Raw genomic sequence first — 19789 nt, 5'->3', positions numbered from 1 at the left:
AAACGGAAACAATATTGTATTAATTACAATTTTCATTATCTTTGTTTCCGAATCGGTTCCGGATGACCTTTCGGTTGTTTTGGATTAAAAGGGAACCGGGTGTAAATCCCGGACAGTCCCGCTGCTGTGAATCTCTATAACTTTCTGATAAAGACTTTTGCCACTGGCTGTGAATTGTAGGCCGGGAAGGGATCAGGAAGGGAGTTAGTCAGAAGACCTGCCATTCATTAAAGACTGTTTCTACTCGTGGGATTAGGGATACAGTTCGAAACTATACAACAACATATTTTATAAAGTTCTCATGCAAATAACCAAAAGAAATGGGACGACGGAATCCTATAACAGGGAGAAAATTGCCGTTGCAATTAAAAAAAGCTTCGCCAGTACAGGCCAGGAAATAATAGAAGAAACCATTCAGGAAATGGTGAATGAAGTAGAACAGTTTGTACATAGTAATAGTGCAAACTGCAATGTGGAGCGCATACAGGATGAAGTGGAACGCTGCCTGATGGAGCATGGCTTTTATGCAGAAGCTAAAAACTATATTCTCTATCGCTGGCAACGCACGGAGCGCAGAAAAGCGATCAACGATATCACCACAGGGACGGGCAATCCACAAATAATGGATGTGCTAAAGGAAATACAGAAAGACTTTACCAGTAATGAATATAGTCTGACTGTGTTGGCGGAAAAGTTCTCCAGTTTCTGCAAACCGGAAATGTCGTCAGACGAACGCTTGTCGGCACTCGTCAAAGCTGCGGTAGAACTGACCACGCAGGAAGCACCGGACTGGGAGTTTATAGCCGCGCGGTTACTCAACTTTCAACTGACAGAAAAGCAGGAAAAACAGGCAAGAATTTCAGATATACATTCATTCTATGAGAAATTACGTTATCTAACGAATGAAGGTTTATATGGCAGCTATATCCTGGATTCTTATTCACAACAGGAAATAGAAGAAGCTGCAGGATTTATCTGTCCGGAAAGGGATAAACTGTTTAATTATTCAGGGCTGGACCTGCTCTCCAAACGTTACCTGATCCGTACTCACTCACACGAACCTATGGAGTCTGTGCAGGAAATGTACTTGGGGATAGCCTTACATCTTGCCATGCCGGAGAAACGCGATCGGTTGCAATGGGTAAGAAAGTTCTATGACTTATTGAGCAAGCTGGAAGTAACGATGGCAACTCCTACCCTTTCCAATGCCCGTAAACCTTATCATCAACTTTCCAGTTGTTTTATTGATACGGTGCCTGACAGTTTGGAAGGCATTTACCGCAGTATAGACAATTTTGCCATGGTCAGCAAGTTTGGTGGAGGTATGGGAATGTATTTCGGGAAGGTGCGTGCTGCGGGTGGAAACATCCGAGGTTTCAAAGGTGTGGCAGGTGGAGTAATCCGATGGATGAAACTCGTGAATGATACTGCCGTAGCCGTCGATCAGTTAGGAATGCGTCAGGGGGCTGTAGCTGTATATCTGGATGTATGGCATAAAGACTTGCCGGAATTTCTTCAACTCCGTACGAATAATGGGGATGACCGCATGAAAGCTCATGATATATTTCCCTCCGTATGCTACCCGGACTTGTTCTGGCAAATGGCAAAAGAAGATTTGAATAAGCAGTGGTATTTGTTTTGTCCGAATGAGATTATGACTATCAAAGGATATTGTCTGGAAGATTATTACGGGGAAGAATGGGAAAAGAGGTATTGGGATTGCGTGAATGATCCACGTCTTTCCAGACGAACCATTAGCATCAAGGATATAGTCAGACTGGTATTGAGATCGGCTGTAGAAACAGGTACTCCTTTTACATTCAACCGGGATATAGTGAATCGTGCCAATCCGAATGCTCATCAGGGGATTATCTATTGCTCAAACCTATGCACGGAAATCGCACAGAATATGTCGGCTATTGAATCGGTTTCTACCGAAGTTCGTACTGAAGATGGTGACACGGTAGTAGTAAAGACGGTTCGCCCCGGAGATTTTGTCGTGTGCAATCTCGCCAGTCTTTCTCTCGGGCATCTACCGTTGGAGGATGAAGAATTGATGAAAGAAAAGGTAGCAACAGTGGTTCGTGCGCTTGACAATGTTATCGACCTGAACTTCTACCCTATTCCTTATGCTCAAATAACCAATCATCGTTATCGTAGTATCGGTCTTGGAGTTAGCGGTTATCACCATGCACTTGCCATACGGGGAATTCGTTGGGAAAGTGAAGAACATCTTAACTTTATAGATAAAGTGTTTGAACGTATCAATTATGCTGCGATAGAAGCCAGTGCAGAACTGGCAAAAGAAAAAGGAAGATATACCTATTTCGAGGGAAGTGATTGGCAGACCGGAGATTATTTCACCAAACGCGGCTATACTTCATCTGCCTGGAAGGAACTATCGGAAAAAGTAGCTAATTACGGCATGCGCAATGCTTATCTATTAGCTATTGCTCCAACCAGCAGTACCAGTATTATTGCCGGAACCACTGCCGGAACCGATCCGGTGATGAAACGTTTCTTTCTGGAAGAGAAGAAAGGGGCCATGCTTCCACGGGTAGCTCCGTCCTTGTCGGACAAGACATTCTGGATATACAAAGGTGCATATCTGATTGACCAGACATGGAGTATTCGTGCTGCCGGTATTCGTCAGCTGCACATTGACCAGTCACAAAGTCTGAATCTTTATATTACCAATGATTTTACAATGAAACAAGTACTTAATCTCTACCTATTAGCTTGGGAATGTGGAGTGAAAACGGTCTATTATGTCCGCAGTAAATCCTTGGAAGTGGAAGAATGTGAAAGTTGTGCATCATAAGAAATCAAAAATAAATAAAAACAAATGGGAACTATAAAACTAAAAAAGAACGCCTTATTCAATCCGTCGGGCGATACTGAAACCCGCCTTAGAAAAATGATTGGCGGAAATACAACAAATCTGAATGATTTCAATAATATGCGGTATAAATGGGTAAGCGACTGGTATCGCCAAGCCATGAATAACTTCTGGATACCGGAAGAAATCAATCTGACGCAGGATATTAAAGATTATCCGCGTCTGGATCAGACAGAACGGACTGCCTATGATAAGATTTTGAGCTTTCTTGTATTCCTGGACTCCTTGCAGAGCAACAACCTGCCAACTATCAGTGAATATATCACGGCCAATGAGGTGAACCTTTGTCTGCATATACAAGCTTTTCAGGAGTGTGTGCACAGTCAGAGTTACAGCTATATGCTCGATTCGATATGCAGTCCCGAAAAACGGAATGAAATTCTCTATCAATGGAAAACTGACGAGCATCTATTGAAAAGGAATACTTTCATAGGAAACTGCTATAATGAGTTTCAGGAAAGCCAGGATGGATATACGCTCATGAAAACGTTGATTGCCAACTATATTTTGGAGGGTATCTATTTCTACAGTGGCTTCCATGTTCTTTTATAATTTGAGTCGTAACGGAAAGATGTCCGGTTCGGCACAGGAAATCCGTTACATCAACCGGGATGAGAATACTCATCTTTGGCTTTTCCGTAATATAATCCTGGAACTGAAAAAAGAAGAACCCGAATTGTTCACTCCGGACAGAGTAAAGGTATATGAAGCAATGATGCGTGAGGGAGTGGAACAGGAAATTGCCTGGGGACAATATGTGATAGGTAATCATATTCAGGGACTTAATGAGCAAATGATTGCTGATTATATCTATTATCTGGGTAATCTTCGCTGGAGCAGTCTGGGATATGGCATCTTGTATGAAGACAATCAAAAGGAACCTGAAAGTATGCGTTGGGTATCGCAATATTCAAATGCCAACATGGTGAAAACAGATTTCTTTGAAGCCAAAAGTACAGCTTATGCCAAAAGTACGGCTCTTGAGGATGATTTGTAATTGTCTGTTTTCCGGACTTAATTCATAAAAAGGGTCTGTAAACATAGAGTTTCCTATGTTACAGACCCTTTTTCTTTATGCTGCATTGATTTTCTTATAGCCAACGCACAAACTTCCTGATATACCAGTTCTTTACTATTTGCGTCAGAATACAGTAAGAAAGCAAAATTCCAATCAGCCAGGGGAAATAGCTCAAAGGAAGAGCTGTCAACCCGATGGAACGTCCGAAAGCGGTGAAAGGAATAAGAATACCTATTGCCATGATTAAGAATGTCAGTCCCATTACAGGCCATGTGGCGCGGCTTTGTATGAACGGTATCTTACGGGTACGTATCATGTGGACAATCAATGTCTGTGATAACAAGCCTTCTACAAACCATCCGGTCTGAAACAGTGTTTGATGTTCGGGACTATTACAGCTGAACACATACCACATGACCAGATAAGTAATAATATCGAAGATGGAACTGATAGGTCCTATATAAATCATAAAACGACTTAGATCGGACGCATCCCATTTACGGGGTTTCTTCAGGAACTCCGGGTCCATACGGTCAAATGGAATGGTTGTCTGCGATATGTCATACAGTAAGTTCTGAATCAACAGATGTATCGGCATCATAGGCAGAAACGGCAGGAATGCACTGGCGAACATCACACTGAACATATTACCAAAATTGGAACTGGCAGTCATCTTTATATACTTATTGATATTACCAAATGTCTTTCTCCCTTCGAGCACTCCGTCTTCCAATACCATCAAATCTTTTTCCAACAGGATAATGTCTGCGCTTTCTTTCGCTATATCCACTGCAGAATCGACAGATATACCAATGTCTGACTGACGTAAGGCACCTGCATCATTGATTCCATCTCCTAAAAATCCTACTGTATTGCCCTGTTCCTGTAATAGAGAGATGATTTGTGTCTTCTGGAATGGAGTCAGTTTTGAAAATAAAGTGGTATTCTTTACCGCTTCCTTCAATACCGTTTCATTCATATTCTCTATTTCTATCCCGGTAAGAAAATGGCTGGTGTCAATTCCTACCTGCCGGGCGATGGCTTTTACTACGATATCATTATCTCCCGATAATATTTTAACTGCTACTCCATGTGCATACAATTGTTCGATGGCTTCAACTGCAGAAGGCTTCGGAGGATCAAGAAAGGCAAGATACCCGATCAGTACCATTTCTTTTTCATCTTCGATGGCAAAATTACAATCTTTCTCGATAAAACTTTTTTGGGAGACTGCCAACACTCTCATTCCTTGCTGATTCATTTCTTCACTAATCATCTTTGCTTTGATTTTCAAAGCATCAGTCAAGGGATGAATCTGCCCGTTGAACTCGGCATAGGAACAAACGTCGAGAATCTCTTCTACCGCTCCTTTAGTAATGATCTGCCGTTTTCCTTGCTTGTTTTCTATCACAACAGACATTCTTCTGCGTGTAAAGTCGAAAGGTATTTCATCCACTTTAGTGTAGTCATCTTTCAAATGTTCCAGATTCAGCTCTCTTACATGAGAAAGAATCGCTTTATCCATCAGATTTCTTAAACCGGTCTGGAAATAACTGTTAAAGTAGGCATGACGAAGAATACGTTTACTGTTGTCGTCGCTACCATCTGCATTGATATATTTCTCCAGCACGATTTTATCGCAAGTCAATGTACCGGTTTTATCAGTACAGAGTATGTCCATTGCTCCAAAATTCTGAATAGCATTGAGATTCTTTACTATTGTTTTCTTTTTGGACATGGCTATCGCTCCTTTAGAAAGGTTGGCAGTCACAATCATTGGCAACATTTCCGGGGTAAGCCCCACTGCAACGGATATGGCAAAAATGAAAGCCTCGAACCAGTCTCCTTTCGTGAAACCATTCACGAAAAACACAAATGGAACCATTACCAGCATAAAGCGAATCAACAAGAAGCTGACTTTACTAATACCTTTATCAAAAGCTGTAGTGGCACGATGTCCAACCAGACTTTTTGCAATCGTACCCAGATATGTTTTATTCCCTGTTTCATAAACAATACCTTTTGCTGCGCCACTTATCACATTGGAACCCATATAACAAATATTGTCCAACTCTATGACGCTTCCTTTCCGAAACTGTTGGCTCTGTATCTCCGGAAACTTCTCTATCGGCTCGGACTCTCCTGTCAATGAAGCCTGACTGATAAACAAGTCTTTTGAATCGATGATCCGAATATCAGCGGGAACCATATCCCCAGCTGCCAGATACACAATATCCCCCGGAACGAGTTCCGTGATATCAATCTCTTCTTCCTGTTCACCGGCACGTTTGGCAAGACAGGTGTTCTTTACCATCTTCATTAAAGAATCCGTAGCTTCACTTGCTCGCCATTCCTGCCAGAAACGCAGGATAGCGCTGAATATCACCATGGATGAGATAATGATTACCCCTGTCCATTCCTGTTCTCCGGGTTCGGCCATCAATACATCCAGAAACAAGGATATAATGGCAAGTCCGGTCAGAACACCAATGAAAGGATTGATAAACGTTTTGATAAACAGTATAAACGGGTTCTTTTTTTGTTCATGGACCACTTCGTTTCTTCCATAGATAGACTGTCGCTCTTGCACTTCTCCCAGCGTTAATCCAAGCTTTGTTGTCTGCAAGTATGAATAGATTGACTTACCGGGTTGTGTGGCAACCAAAAAGACTTTCTCTGAATTGAATGTGTACTGTGATGAACGCAGTTTTTTCTTCCATACCATACTCTCTAATTTTTTTAAGTTACTAACTGCATTTATTAATTCGATGCAAAAGTAAGAAGGACTTCACAAGGAAGCTGTTAGAGAATGATTAGAGTGATATTAGAAAACGATTAGAATTTCTTAGATATGCGGGAGTTTTACCACAAAGGTAGTGCCCTCATCCTTATGGGAAGATACGGTAAGTTCGCCTTTGTGAAGGTGAATAATCTTTTGTGTCAGGTTCATGCCTATACCATTTCCGGGAGCAATATTCTTGTTTTCTCCACGATAAAACAGTTTAAACAGGTTTTCCTTATCTGCATCGGACATGCCTACACCATTATCGGATAAGCGGATGATTGCCCATTGCTCCCAATAGGCGATCAGGACTGATGAAGTCCGGTTGGAAGAATATTTGCAGTTATTCTCTACCAGATTTACAAAGGCGGTAGTCAGCAGATAGCTGTTTCCGATGACTGTCAGTACATTATCCTCTTCGGCTTCCTGTTCAAAGACTAATTCGATATGATAATCCGGATGCGCTTTCAATACCAGTTCTCTGGCATCCAGCAACAGTTCATCCAGACGGACTTCTTCCATTGTTATCTGTTCCGGCTGATAATCGGCTTTTGCCAAGTTCAATAGTCCGTCAATCAGGTTTACAATTCGGTGGGAGTCTTGAAGAGCATTGCCAATAGCCATCTGATATTGTTCGGAGGTACGTTCTTTCAATAAAGCTAAATCGAGTTCGGCTGTAAGGGCCGCCATGGGAGTACGCAATTCATGAGATACATTACTGACAAACATCTTCTGTGAGTTGAAAGACTTCTCCAGGCGTTCCAGTAGAGCATTGAATGTCGTACTTAATTCCCCCAGTTCATCCTGCTCATTTTTCACGGGCAATCTTTTATCGATATGCGACGCGGTAATTTTCTCCGCTTCTTTGACAATGCTGCGTATTGGTTTTAAAGTGCTTCGAGACAGGATATAACCCACAATCACCAATACACTTAATCCTCCGATAAATGACAGGATGAGTATATTTCTTAACGCATCCCGATTGGCGTATCCGTAACCATCATAGGCGGCAGCGGTAACAACATAATCTTTGCCTTCAAATGGATACACCAATCCTACTGCCTGATATTCGTCCACATAGAAATTGATATCCTTCTGTTTCAGAATTCGCTTTATCATCTCCGGTGTTTCCTTGACAATATCGTTCTGCAGTGCATCGTGATATAATATTTTAAAATCGGTTGTATAGACAGCAACTTCTACTTCATCAATAAACTTCTGATTATTTAGATAAATAGACTGCATAGTTTGCGCATCTACTTGATTTTTTAGGAATAAATGTGCTTTGGTTATAGCTTCACTTTGCAGATTACGAAAGAAAGCATTACTACGCGAATGTTCACTCACATAGTAGACGGCTATGACAAATATGAAGAATACCGCAGCTGTCAGCCCTGCATATTGTAGGGTCAGTGTTGTTCTGATTTTCATAACTTATCAGTCAGTATAAAACCCATTCCGGCTTTGGTATGAATAAGTTTTGGTTCAAAATCCCTGTCTATCTTCTTACGGAGATAGTTGATATATACATCTATGAAATTCGTTCCTGTATCAAAATGGGTGTTCCATACTTTTTCTGCTATTTCAACCCTGCTCAATACTCTTTCAGCATTTTCTACCATATATAGCAGCAAGTTATATTCCTTAGGAGAAAGTTTTATGGATATGCCGTTTCGTTCTACGTCCTTACGTTGAAGGTCAATACGTAAATCTGCATAAACAAGTTCCTGCGGCAATTCCTGTGTATTGCCTGCCACACGTTTCAGGAGTACTTTGATTCTGGCATTCAACTCTCTAAAATCAAAGGGTTTCACCATGTAATCGTCTGCACCGGCATCGAAACCGTCCAGTTTATCATTCGTTGATCCTAATGCTGTCAACATTAATATAGGGATATGGGGATTGGTCTTGCGAATTTCTTTCGCCAGTTCAAATCCGTCCATCTTGGGCAGAACAATGTCGGATATGACCAAATCGAATGTATGGGTCTGGAAAAGCCGTAACCCCATCAATCCGTCATAAGCCACCATTGCCTGATAACCATTTTCTTCCAGCCCGTTCATCAGCAAACTTGCAACTCTGGGTTCATCTTCTATAATTAGTATTGTGTACATAGGAAAGAATTCATTCATCTGGATGTATAAAACGAAACAAAAATAAAATAAAAAAAGGTACCCACATTATATTGAGTACCTTTTTATTATTTATTTATATAAACCGGAAAACGATCCGTCCGGTTTGTGGACCATTTACCCATTTCGGTTGTGAGGAAGGACCACACAAATCGGTGGAGTTTACTTTATTACGTACCGGAGGAATCACATTCAGAAGAGAAATTCCACTCTCGGGAAGAGTATAAAGCAAACGGTCGCGACCGTCACGAGGCTGATATACTCCGACATAAGCATCGGGAGTTTCGTTTGTTAGGCTGATAATGCCCTCTTTCGTCCGGATATTCATCCAGGAAACATCTCCAAAATATCCTTTGAATTCGGGATAAGTGAAAGTTTCACCAGGAATAGGGTCGTTATAGTCGTTTTCCCATACATCGTATTGCGTACCATGAATACGATTCTGCCATACACGATATGGTCCGGCTCCCAACCAGCGTTTACTGATTACCTGATCTTCCGGATAATCGAAACAAATACCCATTAAATCCACCACACCGGAGAAATTGTAGGTATAATCCAAAACCAAATCCCCACTCGGACTGATTGTCCATTGAGCTTTATCTAAATTGCCCAGTTTATAATTGGCGGTAACAATCAGATCACCTCCATCTTGTTTTACGTCCAGTTTCGTAAATACGGCAGCATCGGGGAATTCGCTATATGTACGGTCTTTTTCTTTTGCTTTCTCATCATCATGGTTATAGAATTGATCCAATGAGCGGTCTGCACGACGGGCTCCAATGAAGCGGGGACCATTGGCGAAACTAATTTTACGATTATCTACAGATACTCCTTTTAATTGTCCGTCTTTCTTTGAGAAGATGAACGTACGCTTGTTCGCCTTTACTGTGAGATCATTTTCAGTTTCCGTATAGGTAGGGCGGATGGATAAGAGGGAGATCGGTTCAGTTTGCTGGTTCAGTTTATCAACCGGGAAAGTCCAGCGCCAAAGTTCATGACCGTATTTATCAATAGCTGTCAGGTAAAGAGCATCTGTATTGGCGAGGATATTTGTTTTTATATCCAAGACACCTGCCGAATGAGCAGCCACGTCACTACCCTGCACTTCTCCTTCTTTCAACACTTGAGCAGCGGTATTAGAAGCATCCGTTGCCTGTGGAAACTTCACTTGCTTCCAAAGGAAACGACAAGTATTCAGATTCAGATAATCATAACGGTTTTCTACGGAGAATTTGCCGTCAAATAGCCTGTCGATAGAAGTATTCATAATCTGTATTGGGCTCCATAACTGCTTGATAGTATAGTAGCTACCCTCCTTTTCGTGATGTGGTCCTACAATACCGTCGGCTCCAAAGTTTCCCTGATTATCAATGAAGCCATCCATATCCACACGCTTCACTCCTTCATCTGCCAATACCCAAAGGAAACCACCGATACAACGGGGATGCTTGCGCATCATTTCCCAATAATCATATAATCCGGCACCATGACCTCCATCGTACAAACCATGCAAGAATTCTGTAGGCATAAAGATTTCCGGCAGACGCATATAGTTCTGGCTTTCTCCGTAAGAGCGGTAATGCATTGTTTCAAAACCGGAGAAATTGCCCTGCGGGTGAATAACCGGACGTTTCTGCGGGTCGTATTTATGAAACTCTCCGTCCAATTCAGTATTCCATCCTTTTTCATTACCATTGCTCCACCAGATAATAGACGGATGATTCACGTCACGTTCTATCATGCCTTCAATCAGACGTACTCCGGTGGGCGTATCATATTTGCCATGCCAGCCTCCCAATTCATCCATCACATAAAGCCCGAGAGAATCACAAGCTTCCAGAAATTCCGGGTCAGCCGGATAGTGGCTCAAACGGACAGAATTCATATTCATGTCTTTCATTAAAAGAACATCTTCGATATTCTTCGCTTTACTCAATGTACGGCCACTTTCAGGACGGAAGCTATGACGATTGACACCACGTACATTGATACGCACTCCGTTTATATAAAGTCCGTCGCTTTCACGTACTTCAATGGTACGGAAACCAAAGTTTTCCGTTTCACTATGCAGCACTTTACCGTCCTTATCCAATAGGGAGAATTGAGCTTTATAAAGATTCGGAGTTTCCGCAGTCCATAGTGCAGGGTTAGAGACATTCAGTTGCAGAGAAGTCCAGTCGCCACCCGCTTTTACAGGTACAGTGGTTTCCGCCAACTTCTTTCCTTTTTTATCCAGAATCTGTGTACGAATACTCATGCCGTCATTGGAGATATTGGTGTAGCAGTTGGCACGGAAAGATCCATCCATCTTTGCATCAATAGCAATATGTCGCAGGTTTACAGCAGGTTTCACCTCCAGGAATACCGGACGGAAGATACCTCCAAAATTCCAATAATCAGCACGACGTTCAGCCAGATTCACACTAGCATTTTCACTCTCTTTGGCAACAGTGACTTCCAACAGGTTTTTCTTACCATATTTCAGGAAATCCGTGACGTTATATGAAAAACGATAGAAAGCCCCCTGATGTTTGGAACCCACTTTGCGTCCATTCACTTTCACTTCCGTATCCGTCATTGAAGCCTCGAATACAAGATTCACCTGTTTGCCGCGGAATTTTTCCGGAACTTCAAACTCATACTTATACATACCTTTTTCATTGGCAATGCCTTCAGGAAATGGTTTACCATAGAAAGTGATTCCATACTGATAGGTGCCGAATCCTTGCAGCTCCCAGCAGGAAGGTACACCAATTTTCGTCCATTTCCCGGAATTGCGTCCGTCGGTACAAAAGAAGTCCCATTCAACCATGTCGTCGCATCCGTGACCGGAGAGATATTGCCTTTCCGTTTGTGGAAGGTTTTGAGCAGCCAAGGTAGTTGCCAACGCTAAGGTTGATAATAAAGTGGTTACTTTTTTCATTGTTACTTTTATAATTGTGTTAGTTATTTATTTCTATCATTGCTTACTGATACGTAGATGCAGCGTGTGTTCCTTTTTCTCTATGGCATATTTCTTCAATACACCCGGTCCGCAACTACTGTTTCCTAATCCAAGCACGGCAGCATCCATACTTAGAATGACTTCCGCACGTGGTTTTAAATTACAATCATGAGTTTCTTGATAGATATCCTGCACAGTATAGTGCAAAGCAGATGCGGAAAACACATTTTCTACCGCATCAACACGAATACCTTTATTCTGTTTGTCAGTCAGGGTAAGATAGTGTACTTCTTCTTTATTTCCACTATCCTGCGGACGGGGATAATGCACATATTGTTCCGCCACATTTTCTTTCCAAAGCCCTATAGCGGCAGATGTTTTACGGTCAGGATAATTGTCCTGTGGTCCTCTGCCATACCAGGTAAATGTATTGTAAGCAGGTGTCAGACAGAATGCGATTCCTAAACGGGGGATTTCGGGAAGAACTCCTTGTGGTAGGAAAGTCGTCTTTAAATCAATCGTTCCATCTGAAGAAACAGTATAAACAGAAGTTGTGGTCACTTTTCCTTCTTTATATAAATTGCTTGTTTGAATCCGTACAATTACCGCCCCGTCTGCACGTACTTCATGGTTGAAAGATTCTAAATTTATCTGCGGACTATCCATTGCATGCAATTTCCAGTCTTTAGCCAGCCAATTCCCGAAACTCTTGTCATTGTCTGTCGGAGCACGGAAAACTTGAGTGACGGGTTGAACTGGAAAATCATCTAAATGAGCCAATATTTCTTTGCCATTATATATAAGGGAAGTCATGCTTCCGTTCATTTTCTTTTCCCACTGAACGGAAAAACCGCGTCCGCTAATCAATAAGGACTGATTATCCTCTTTCACTTGAAGTGTTCCTTTATTGACTAGATCAGTAGAGATCAAATCTCCTTTCTGCAAGCAGAATTGCTCCCAAGTCACTTCATGCCCTGCTTTTGCCCAAAGGGCATCCGATTTCAAAACGATGCTTACTTTTAGCTGGCAATCAGACAGAGCTTTCCCTTGACCTCTCTTTGTTTGATTACTCAAAGAACCGGAGCCTTTCAATGAGTGGAAAGTCGGCAAATCTATCGTCTGACTCCCTCCGGGGGCTATTTCCGGTAAGGTAATTTCTCCCTGTTCTTTCTGCTTTCCATCGATTGACACAGTCCATAGGCAACAATATTGAGACAAGCCGGTGTGGTGATTCCGGTTCGTCACTTTCAGTTTCCCGTTTTCCATTTTTAGTTCGACGGGTGCATACACTTTCTTTACTTCCCAATATTTAGGCGTAGTTTCACGCTCGCTCATCAGCAATCCATTAAAGCAGAACGCTTTTAAATTCGGTTTATCACCAAAATCGCCACCATAAGCCACCATGGTACGGCCATCGGGTAAAGTTTTGTAGATTCCCTGATCTACCCAATCCCATATAAAACCACCCAGCATACGGGGATTGCCATATATCTCATCCCAATATTCCTTGAAATTTCCCAATGCATTTCCCATGGAATGTGCATATTCACTTGTCATTACCGGACGGTCGTCATTGGTGCGTTCCGCAATCTCCAGCAACCGTTCCCAACGTGCATTTTCAGCGCGTTCTTTATCCTCTCCTTCGGCAATACCGGGATTCAAGTATTCTTGTTTCACCCGGGTATAAAAGCGGCTGATAACATCGACAGTTTTCGGGTCAGGATTGCCATCCACTCCTTGTGCTCCTTCATAATGTACAGGACGAGTCGGGTCAAAATCATGCAGCCATGCAGAGATAGCGGCGAAGTTCGGTCCATAACCACTCTCGTTTCCCATGCTCCACATGACGATGCTTGGATAATTCTTATCACGCTCCGCCATACGAGCTGCACGGTCCATAAATGCTGCATGCCAGTCGGGAGTGCTTGCCAATGTTCCGCGCAATTCATGTTCTTCTATATCCGCTTCGTCCATCACATACAATCCTAAACTATCACACAGTTCGTACCAACGACTTACGTTCGGATAATGACTCGTACGTACCGCATTTATATTAGCCTGCTTCATTAAAAGAATATCCTGAAGCATTCGTTCTTCACTCATGACGCGTGCCGTCCGAGGGTCATGTTCGTGGCGGTTCACCCCACGAAAACGTACCGGATTCCCATTAACCAACAACTGCCCCTTTTTTATTTCTACAAAGCGGAAGCCCACTGCCTGTTCTATCTGCTCTATCACTTTTCCGCCATCGCTCAACAATGTCAAATGTAGTTGATACAAATAGGGAGTTTCCGCCGTCCATCTCATCGGGGATTTTATCAGAGCGCTCATACGTCCCATCTTCCGGGGACCGCGTTGCGGATACCATTCGTTCATCCGGCTAGCCTTATGTTCCAAATCGAGAATATCTTCCACATCCCCTTTCAATGTAGCAACTTCCTTCCCTGAAGCATCCTTCAGCACTCCTTGCAAAGTATAACCTTTGCCACTCATTCCTTCATATACGCTGAATTGCGGGTCTATCTGTAAAATGAAGTCTTGATAATCATTTGTCGATGCAGGAAGAGTACGTACTGTATAATCACGGATACGAATATCCGGTGTATGTATCAAATGGATGCTGCGGTGAATTCCCCCAAAACGCCAAAAGTCCTGGTCTTCCAAATAAGAACCATCGCTATACCTGTACACTTCCAATGAGATCTGATTCTCACCGGGTTGTAGATACTTAGTAGCATTAAACTCACTAGGCTCCATACTACCCTGGCTATATCCTACCCGTTCACCATTTATCCAAACATAAAAAGCACTCATTACGCCCTCAAAGCGAAGAAATATTTGTCCGTCAGCTTCCCATCCGGCAGGTAGAATAAACGTGCGACGGTATTGTCCTACGGGATTTCTCTCTTTATACGTAGTATAGTCAGCTTTCGGCTCTCCCATCACTCTAGGCGGGTCTATCTTAAACGGATAACCTGCTGATACATAAATAGGTGTACCATACCCGTTCACTTCCCAGTTTGCAGGTACTTCAAAATCACTCCAACCTTTATCATCAAAATTCTTCTGATAGAAATCAACGATTCTTTGTTCGGGAACAGGAGTCCACCGGAATTTCCAAGTTCCATTCAAACTCATGGAACAATCGCCTTTTTGTACAGAGTAAGGAACGAAAGCAGCTCTCGCCGGCTCACGGTTAATTTGGAGTACATGATGATTTTCCCAGTCATGAACAGTTTGTGCTGATATTGAGCCGGGAAGTAGTATTCCAAGTAGTAAAGTATATATTTTCATTCTTCGTACTTTTTACTTCATATCAAGAAGACGGATAAAGCACGATTTTGTACCCTTTTCTTTTACGAAAATATTAAAGAATAATAAAGGTTAGTGCACCCCTTAAAGAAAAACTTTACCTTGCAAACCATTTCTAATTCTAAAAATAATATTATGGAAAAACAACTATTCAGCAACCTTCTCTTATTAAGCTGTTTCGCCATACAAGCACAACAGGAATATACTATTGAAGGTCACGTGGAAGGAGTAAAAGATGGAACTCTTGTTTCGTTATTTCTGCTTGATGGCAATGTGGGAAGTACAGTAGCCACAGATAGTATACGTAATGGCACATTCCATTTCAAAAGGAACGCAGGGGAAAGTGGTTTAGACCGATTATCTCTCATGTGTACTCGGGAACAAGATTTTCCCTCTATGTCGTTGTCTATTTATGCAGCCCCCAATGCTAATATAAAAGTGACTGGTACAAATACCTTAATATATACTTGGAAAGTAGACAGTCCGGTAAAAGAGCAGCAGGAGTATAATCGTTTCATAGATGTTTCACGTGATTTATGGGATGAATTTCAACGATTGAGCATTAAAGAAAAAGGAATGCGCTCAGCTCTGGAAACGGAACGAAAGGCAATTCGTGCAAAAAAAGACAGTATATCAGACCTCATCAGTAGTAGGGAATTAAAATTAATGCAAGAACTGCCTATTTCTACTATTTGGATGGAAAAGTTAGGAAGACTTAGTACATCTGCGAAATATAATCCGAAATTCTCTTATAAAGAAGAAACAATAGCTTTGTATAACAGATTGAACGATGAGCAGAAGTCCTCTATGCAAGGACAAGAAATAACGGTAAATCTCTTTCCGCCTACAGTAGTTAAAGAAGGAGATGATATGGCAGATACCGACCTTTTTGATTTGAACGGAAAACTTCATCATTTGACAGATTTCAAAGGAAATTATATATTACTTGATTTTTGGAGTAGTGGCTGTGGCCCCTGTATTATGGCTTTGCCTGAAATGAAGGAAATTCAGGAGCAATACAAAGAGCGTCTTACTATTGTCAGCCTTAGCTCGGATACTAAAAGCCGATGGACGACTGCTTCAGCACAGCTTGAAATGACTTGGCAGAATTTAAGCGATTTGAAACAAAGTGCCGGATTATATGCTAAATACGGTGTTCGTGGTATCCCCAATTATGTTCTTATTTCACCGGAAGGCAAAATTATGAAAATGTGGTCGGGATATGGTAAAGGCACCCTGAAACTAAAGATGCGGAGATACTTGGATGCCCCCAAACATGAAACAAGTATCATTCTGCAAGGCAATACGAAAATCGTGAATTATCCGGTGGTGGAGTTTACGAATACTGATATTGTCGAAATAAAACAAGTGGAACTGACAGATACAGCTACGGTTCTTCGCTTGAAAGCTTTCTACATTCCAAAGTATTGGATACAAGTTAGTCCGAATATTAAATTAGTAGATGAAAAAGGGACATCATATACCTTAAAAAGAGCAAATGGAATTAAGCCCGGTGAGCACTTCTTTCTACCCGAGAGTGGAGAAGCCGAATTTTCTTTAATATTTGCCCCCTTATCTACTCTAACAAAGACATTTAGTATCACTGAAGGTCAAAATAAAAATGATTGGCAGATAAATGGGGTAAGACTCACAAAATAAAGCTAAATAGAAAAGTTAATAATAAGAACAAAACGACTTTCATATGTTTTGAATGGTAATAAACAAAACACTAAATTATGCGAGCAGTAGTCCATAAAAAAACAGGTTTTTAAGGAGTATTCCGTTTCTTTAAAAAGGAACGGCCTGTTGGTTTTAAACCAAAAACACGGTTTATATTCGTTTGAATATCAATATCTTGCGACAAAAAAGTTTCGAACTGGGCAACCACATGTATTTTCTGTACAAATCGAATACAATTCATTTTCCAAGACGACATCAGTACGTAGTATATTTTCACATTTCAACTTCTAATTTTGATGATTACTACCACAGTTATCATCAAGCTATATCAATCTTGGCATATGCATACCATCAATTAAAATCAAAACATTGAATATTAAATTCAGAATATCATATTAACATGATAGGTATTGTAAATTTAAATAAGTATTTTTGGAAAGAAAAAAGAGCTGATCGGTCGATACTACTTCTCGAAAAAATCACGTTATTTGTTATATATTCTTCGAATTGTCGAAGGTATGACTATAAAAACAAAATAAAGATGAATATTGATAAGAGAATAGAATACGACAAAGAGTTATTGAATATTCTGCCTGACGGAGTACTTGTATTAAACTCTGATGGAGAGGTGACTCAAATTAATCAGCAAGCACAAACAGAGTTACATATAAAATCTTCGCTAGATAAATTCGCCCAACCTTTGCAGATAGAAAATATAATCAATTTGATATATCATAAAGAAAATATTCTTCCTGTCGTTATGGAAGGTCTACGCAAAGGTGAGCAAGGATACACATTGCCCGAACACATAGATATTCAGGAGAAAAACGATTATACTCAATTTCCTGTGAACGGACGATTCGTGACAGTCAGAGCTGACGGTGAACTGACAGATATTCTATTCTTTTTTCGTAATATAACAGTGGAACTCACGCAAGAATATATTCTAAACACAGCTTTACAGCGAACTAAAATATATCCTTGGTATTATGACATAGCCCGAAGTGAATTTACGCTCGATTATCGTTATTTTGAACATTTAGGAATCACTCCGGGTATAAATAATACACTGACGATGGATAAATATGTGGAAATGATTCACCCGGACGACCGTCAGGCTATGGCTGACGCTTTCATTATTCAACTTAGTGGTATCGAGACGTTTGAAAAAGTTATCCCTTTTCGCTTACATCGCGGAGATGGAACGTGGGAATGGTTCGAAGGACAATCCACGTATATTGCAAACGTATCGGGGCATCCATATCGCTTAGTAGGTATTTGTATGAGTATTCAGGAATATAAGGATATTGAGAATACATTGATAGAAGCCCGCAAAAAGGCGGAAGAGAGTGATAAACTCAAGACGGCTTTTCTAGCTAATATGAGTCACGAGATTCGTACTCCACTGAATGCAATAGTCGGTTTTTCTGATGTAATAGGTTCTACTTATTATGAATTAAGTGACGAAGAACGGGCAGATTTCGTAAGATTAATCAGCATTAACAGCGAACACTTGGTTAGGTTGATTGATGATATACTCGACTTGTCTAAAATCGAATCTAATACAATAAAATTCACTTTTGACAGTCGCTCTTTAAAATCCCTTCTCAATGATATAGAAAAAGAACAGGCTATGAAGCCTATTCCTGAAATAGAGATAAAAGCATTACTGCCGGATTATGATGTTTACATTATGACAGATACTACTCGTTTGAGACAAGTGATATGCAATTTTATAAATAATGCCCGGAAGTTTACAGAAAAAGGATACATTCATTTCGGGTTTATGATGGATGAAACAAAAACAGATGCTGTTCAGATATTCGTAGAAGATACCGGTGTAGGAATTCCGTATGAATGTCAAAAAGATATATTCGACCGTTTCTATAAAGTGAATACTTTCAAGCAAGGAACAGGATTGGGACTTTCCATTTGCAAAACTATCGTAGAACATCTACAAGGAGAAATTTCCGTTGTATCAGAACCGGGAACAGGTAGTCGTTTTACGGTTACACTACCACTAAGCGGACAAAGGGAATATTAATTTCCCCTGTACTCCTGGGGAGTGGTACCGGTGTGTTGCTTGAAAAACTTATTAAAAAAAGAAATATTGCTGAATCCTAAGGATAAAGCAATATTCTTTACAGGTTCATTGGTCGATTTTAATTGGGACTTGGCATCCATCAGAATCACTGAAGCAATGATTTTCAACGGGGTATCTCCTGTTACCTTCTTGATTGTCGAGCAGAAATGAGGCAAACTGATTCCTAAAAGCTCGGCATAAAACGAAACTCCGTGATGAACCGTATAATGCTTCATTACTAATTGCAGAAACTCCTGATAAATTTCATATTTCCTGGACGAAGAGAATAGCTTCAAGTCACTCCGTGCTTTATAGACTTCTGTTGCTCCCTGAATAAATATGGTGAGAACTGCCTTTATTATTTCCTTATTTGATTTCGTCCACAACGATTTATAAGAGCAAATAAATGATTCATAAAACATTTTATAATTATTGGCATCTGCTTGGGATAATCTGACAACCGGATTTTCTTTGATAACAGGAAGAAGATGTTGCGTGGATTTCATCAGATTAATGCTCTCTATAAAACGGGATGAGAAACCAGCATAATAAATCTGAATATCCGGTGAACAGCCATGAATCTCCATCAAATAATCGGGAGGTAAAGTCATTAAATCATTACGCTCAATATTATAAGTATTAGTATTGATTGTTATCTGCAAAGTTCCTTTCATACATAGAATAAAGAAACCGGATTCTATCTTGCAAGGAAAATTTATGTATCTGTTTAATAAGTGTCTTTCAAACCCTTCTCCTACAATATAATCAATCTGTAAATCATACTTGGGTATATCGCTTCCCATTGTTATTTTGTTTTTGATTTCAAATATAGAGATTATTTAAAACATACTCTCCGAATAATTAAAATCAGAATATCGAATCTTAAAAAAATAACATCTATATTTTATTTCTAAGAAAGCAATTTGAGAAAAAAGA

At 40.7% G+C, this 19789-nt stretch carries 9 protein-coding genes, 1 pseudogene and 1 riboswitch; of the genes and pseudogenes, 4 read left to right on the top strand and 6 right to left on the bottom strand.

Annotated elements, in window-relative coordinates; all coding sequences use genetic code 11:
• Nucleotides 1–36: 36 nt before the first annotated feature.
• Nucleotides 37–240, top strand: a riboswitch (cobalamin riboswitch).
• Between the two features lie 61 nt (nt 241–301).
• Entirely contained in the window at nt 302–2821 is a 2520-nt protein-coding gene (locus NXX38_RS18420) for a ribonucleoside-diphosphate reductase subunit alpha (RefSeq protein WP_122137862.1), read from the top strand.
• A gap of 24 nt (nt 2822–2845) precedes the next feature.
• Nucleotides 2846–3896 (top strand): annotated as a pseudogene (locus tag NXX38_RS18415) (ribonucleotide-diphosphate reductase subunit beta).
• Between the two features lie 94 nt (nt 3897–3990).
• Here NXX38_RS18415 and mgtA read toward each other — a convergent pair.
• The 5 genes from mgtA to NXX38_RS18390 all read right to left on the bottom strand — a co-directional run bounded on the left by mgtA (nt 3991) and on the right by NXX38_RS18390 (nt 15072).
• Complete coding sequence (gene mgtA, locus NXX38_RS18410) at nt 3991–6642, bottom strand: magnesium-translocating P-type ATPase (RefSeq protein ID WP_195650332.1); 2652 nt, start codon at nt 6640–6642, stop codon at nt 3991–3993.
• Nucleotides 6643–6762: 120 nt separating this feature from the next.
• Entirely contained in the window at nt 6763–8130 is a 1368-nt protein-coding gene (locus NXX38_RS18405; RefSeq protein ID WP_195650331.1) for a HAMP domain-containing sensor histidine kinase, read from the bottom strand.
• The gene (locus tag NXX38_RS18400; RefSeq protein WP_195650330.1) at nt 8127–8813 is read right to left on the bottom strand and encodes a response regulator transcription factor; all 687 of its coding nucleotides are present in this window, start codon (nt 8811–8813) and stop codon (nt 8127–8129) included. Before NXX38_RS18400 ends, NXX38_RS18405 begins: the two co-directional genes overlap by 4 nt.
• Before the next feature lie 94 nt (nt 8814–8907).
• Nucleotides 8908–11757, bottom strand: coding sequence for a glycoside hydrolase family 2 TIM barrel-domain containing protein (locus NXX38_RS18395; RefSeq protein WP_258980617.1), 2850 nt, complete (start codon nt 11755–11757; stop codon nt 8908–8910).
• A gap of 36 nt (nt 11758–11793) precedes the next feature.
• Nucleotides 11794–15072 carry a glycoside hydrolase family 2 TIM barrel-domain containing protein gene (locus NXX38_RS18390; RefSeq protein WP_258980616.1) on the bottom strand — a complete coding sequence of 1093 codons (3279 nt, stop codon included), beginning with the start codon at nt 15070–15072 and terminating at the stop codon, nt 11794–11796.
• 153 nt (nt 15073–15225) lie between these two features.
• On the opposite strand from NXX38_RS18390, the gene NXX38_RS18385 reads away from it, so the two are divergent.
• Together NXX38_RS18385 and NXX38_RS18380 are read left to right on the top strand one after the other, a co-directional pair.
• On the top strand, nt 15226–16749 hold the full coding sequence (locus NXX38_RS18385; RefSeq protein ID WP_258980614.1) for a TlpA disulfide reductase family protein: 1524 nt from the start codon (nt 15226–15228) through the stop codon (nt 16747–16749).
• A gap of 562 nt (nt 16750–17311) precedes the next feature.
• Nucleotides 17312–18814, top strand: a complete 1503-nt coding sequence (locus NXX38_RS18380; RefSeq protein ID WP_217722611.1) for a PAS domain-containing sensor histidine kinase — start codon at nt 17312–17314, stop codon at nt 18812–18814.
• Here NXX38_RS18380 and NXX38_RS18375 read toward each other — a convergent pair.
• A complete protein-coding gene (locus tag NXX38_RS18375) occupies nt 18811–19656 on the bottom strand; it encodes an AraC family transcriptional regulator (protein ID WP_217722609.1) in 846 nt (281 codons plus the stop codon). The genes NXX38_RS18380 and NXX38_RS18375 overlap by 4 nt on opposite strands.
• Between the last annotated feature and the right edge of the window lie 133 nt (nt 19657–19789).

Origin of the sequence: Bacteroides sp. BFG-637 (assembly GCF_024793605.1) — a bacterium.
Lineage (GTDB): Bacteria > Bacteroidota > Bacteroidia > Bacteroidales > Bacteroidaceae > Bacteroides > Bacteroides vicugnae.
The sequence above is the reverse complement of the archived record's forward strand: the minus strand, read 5'-3'. Positions and strand labels throughout refer to the sequence as shown.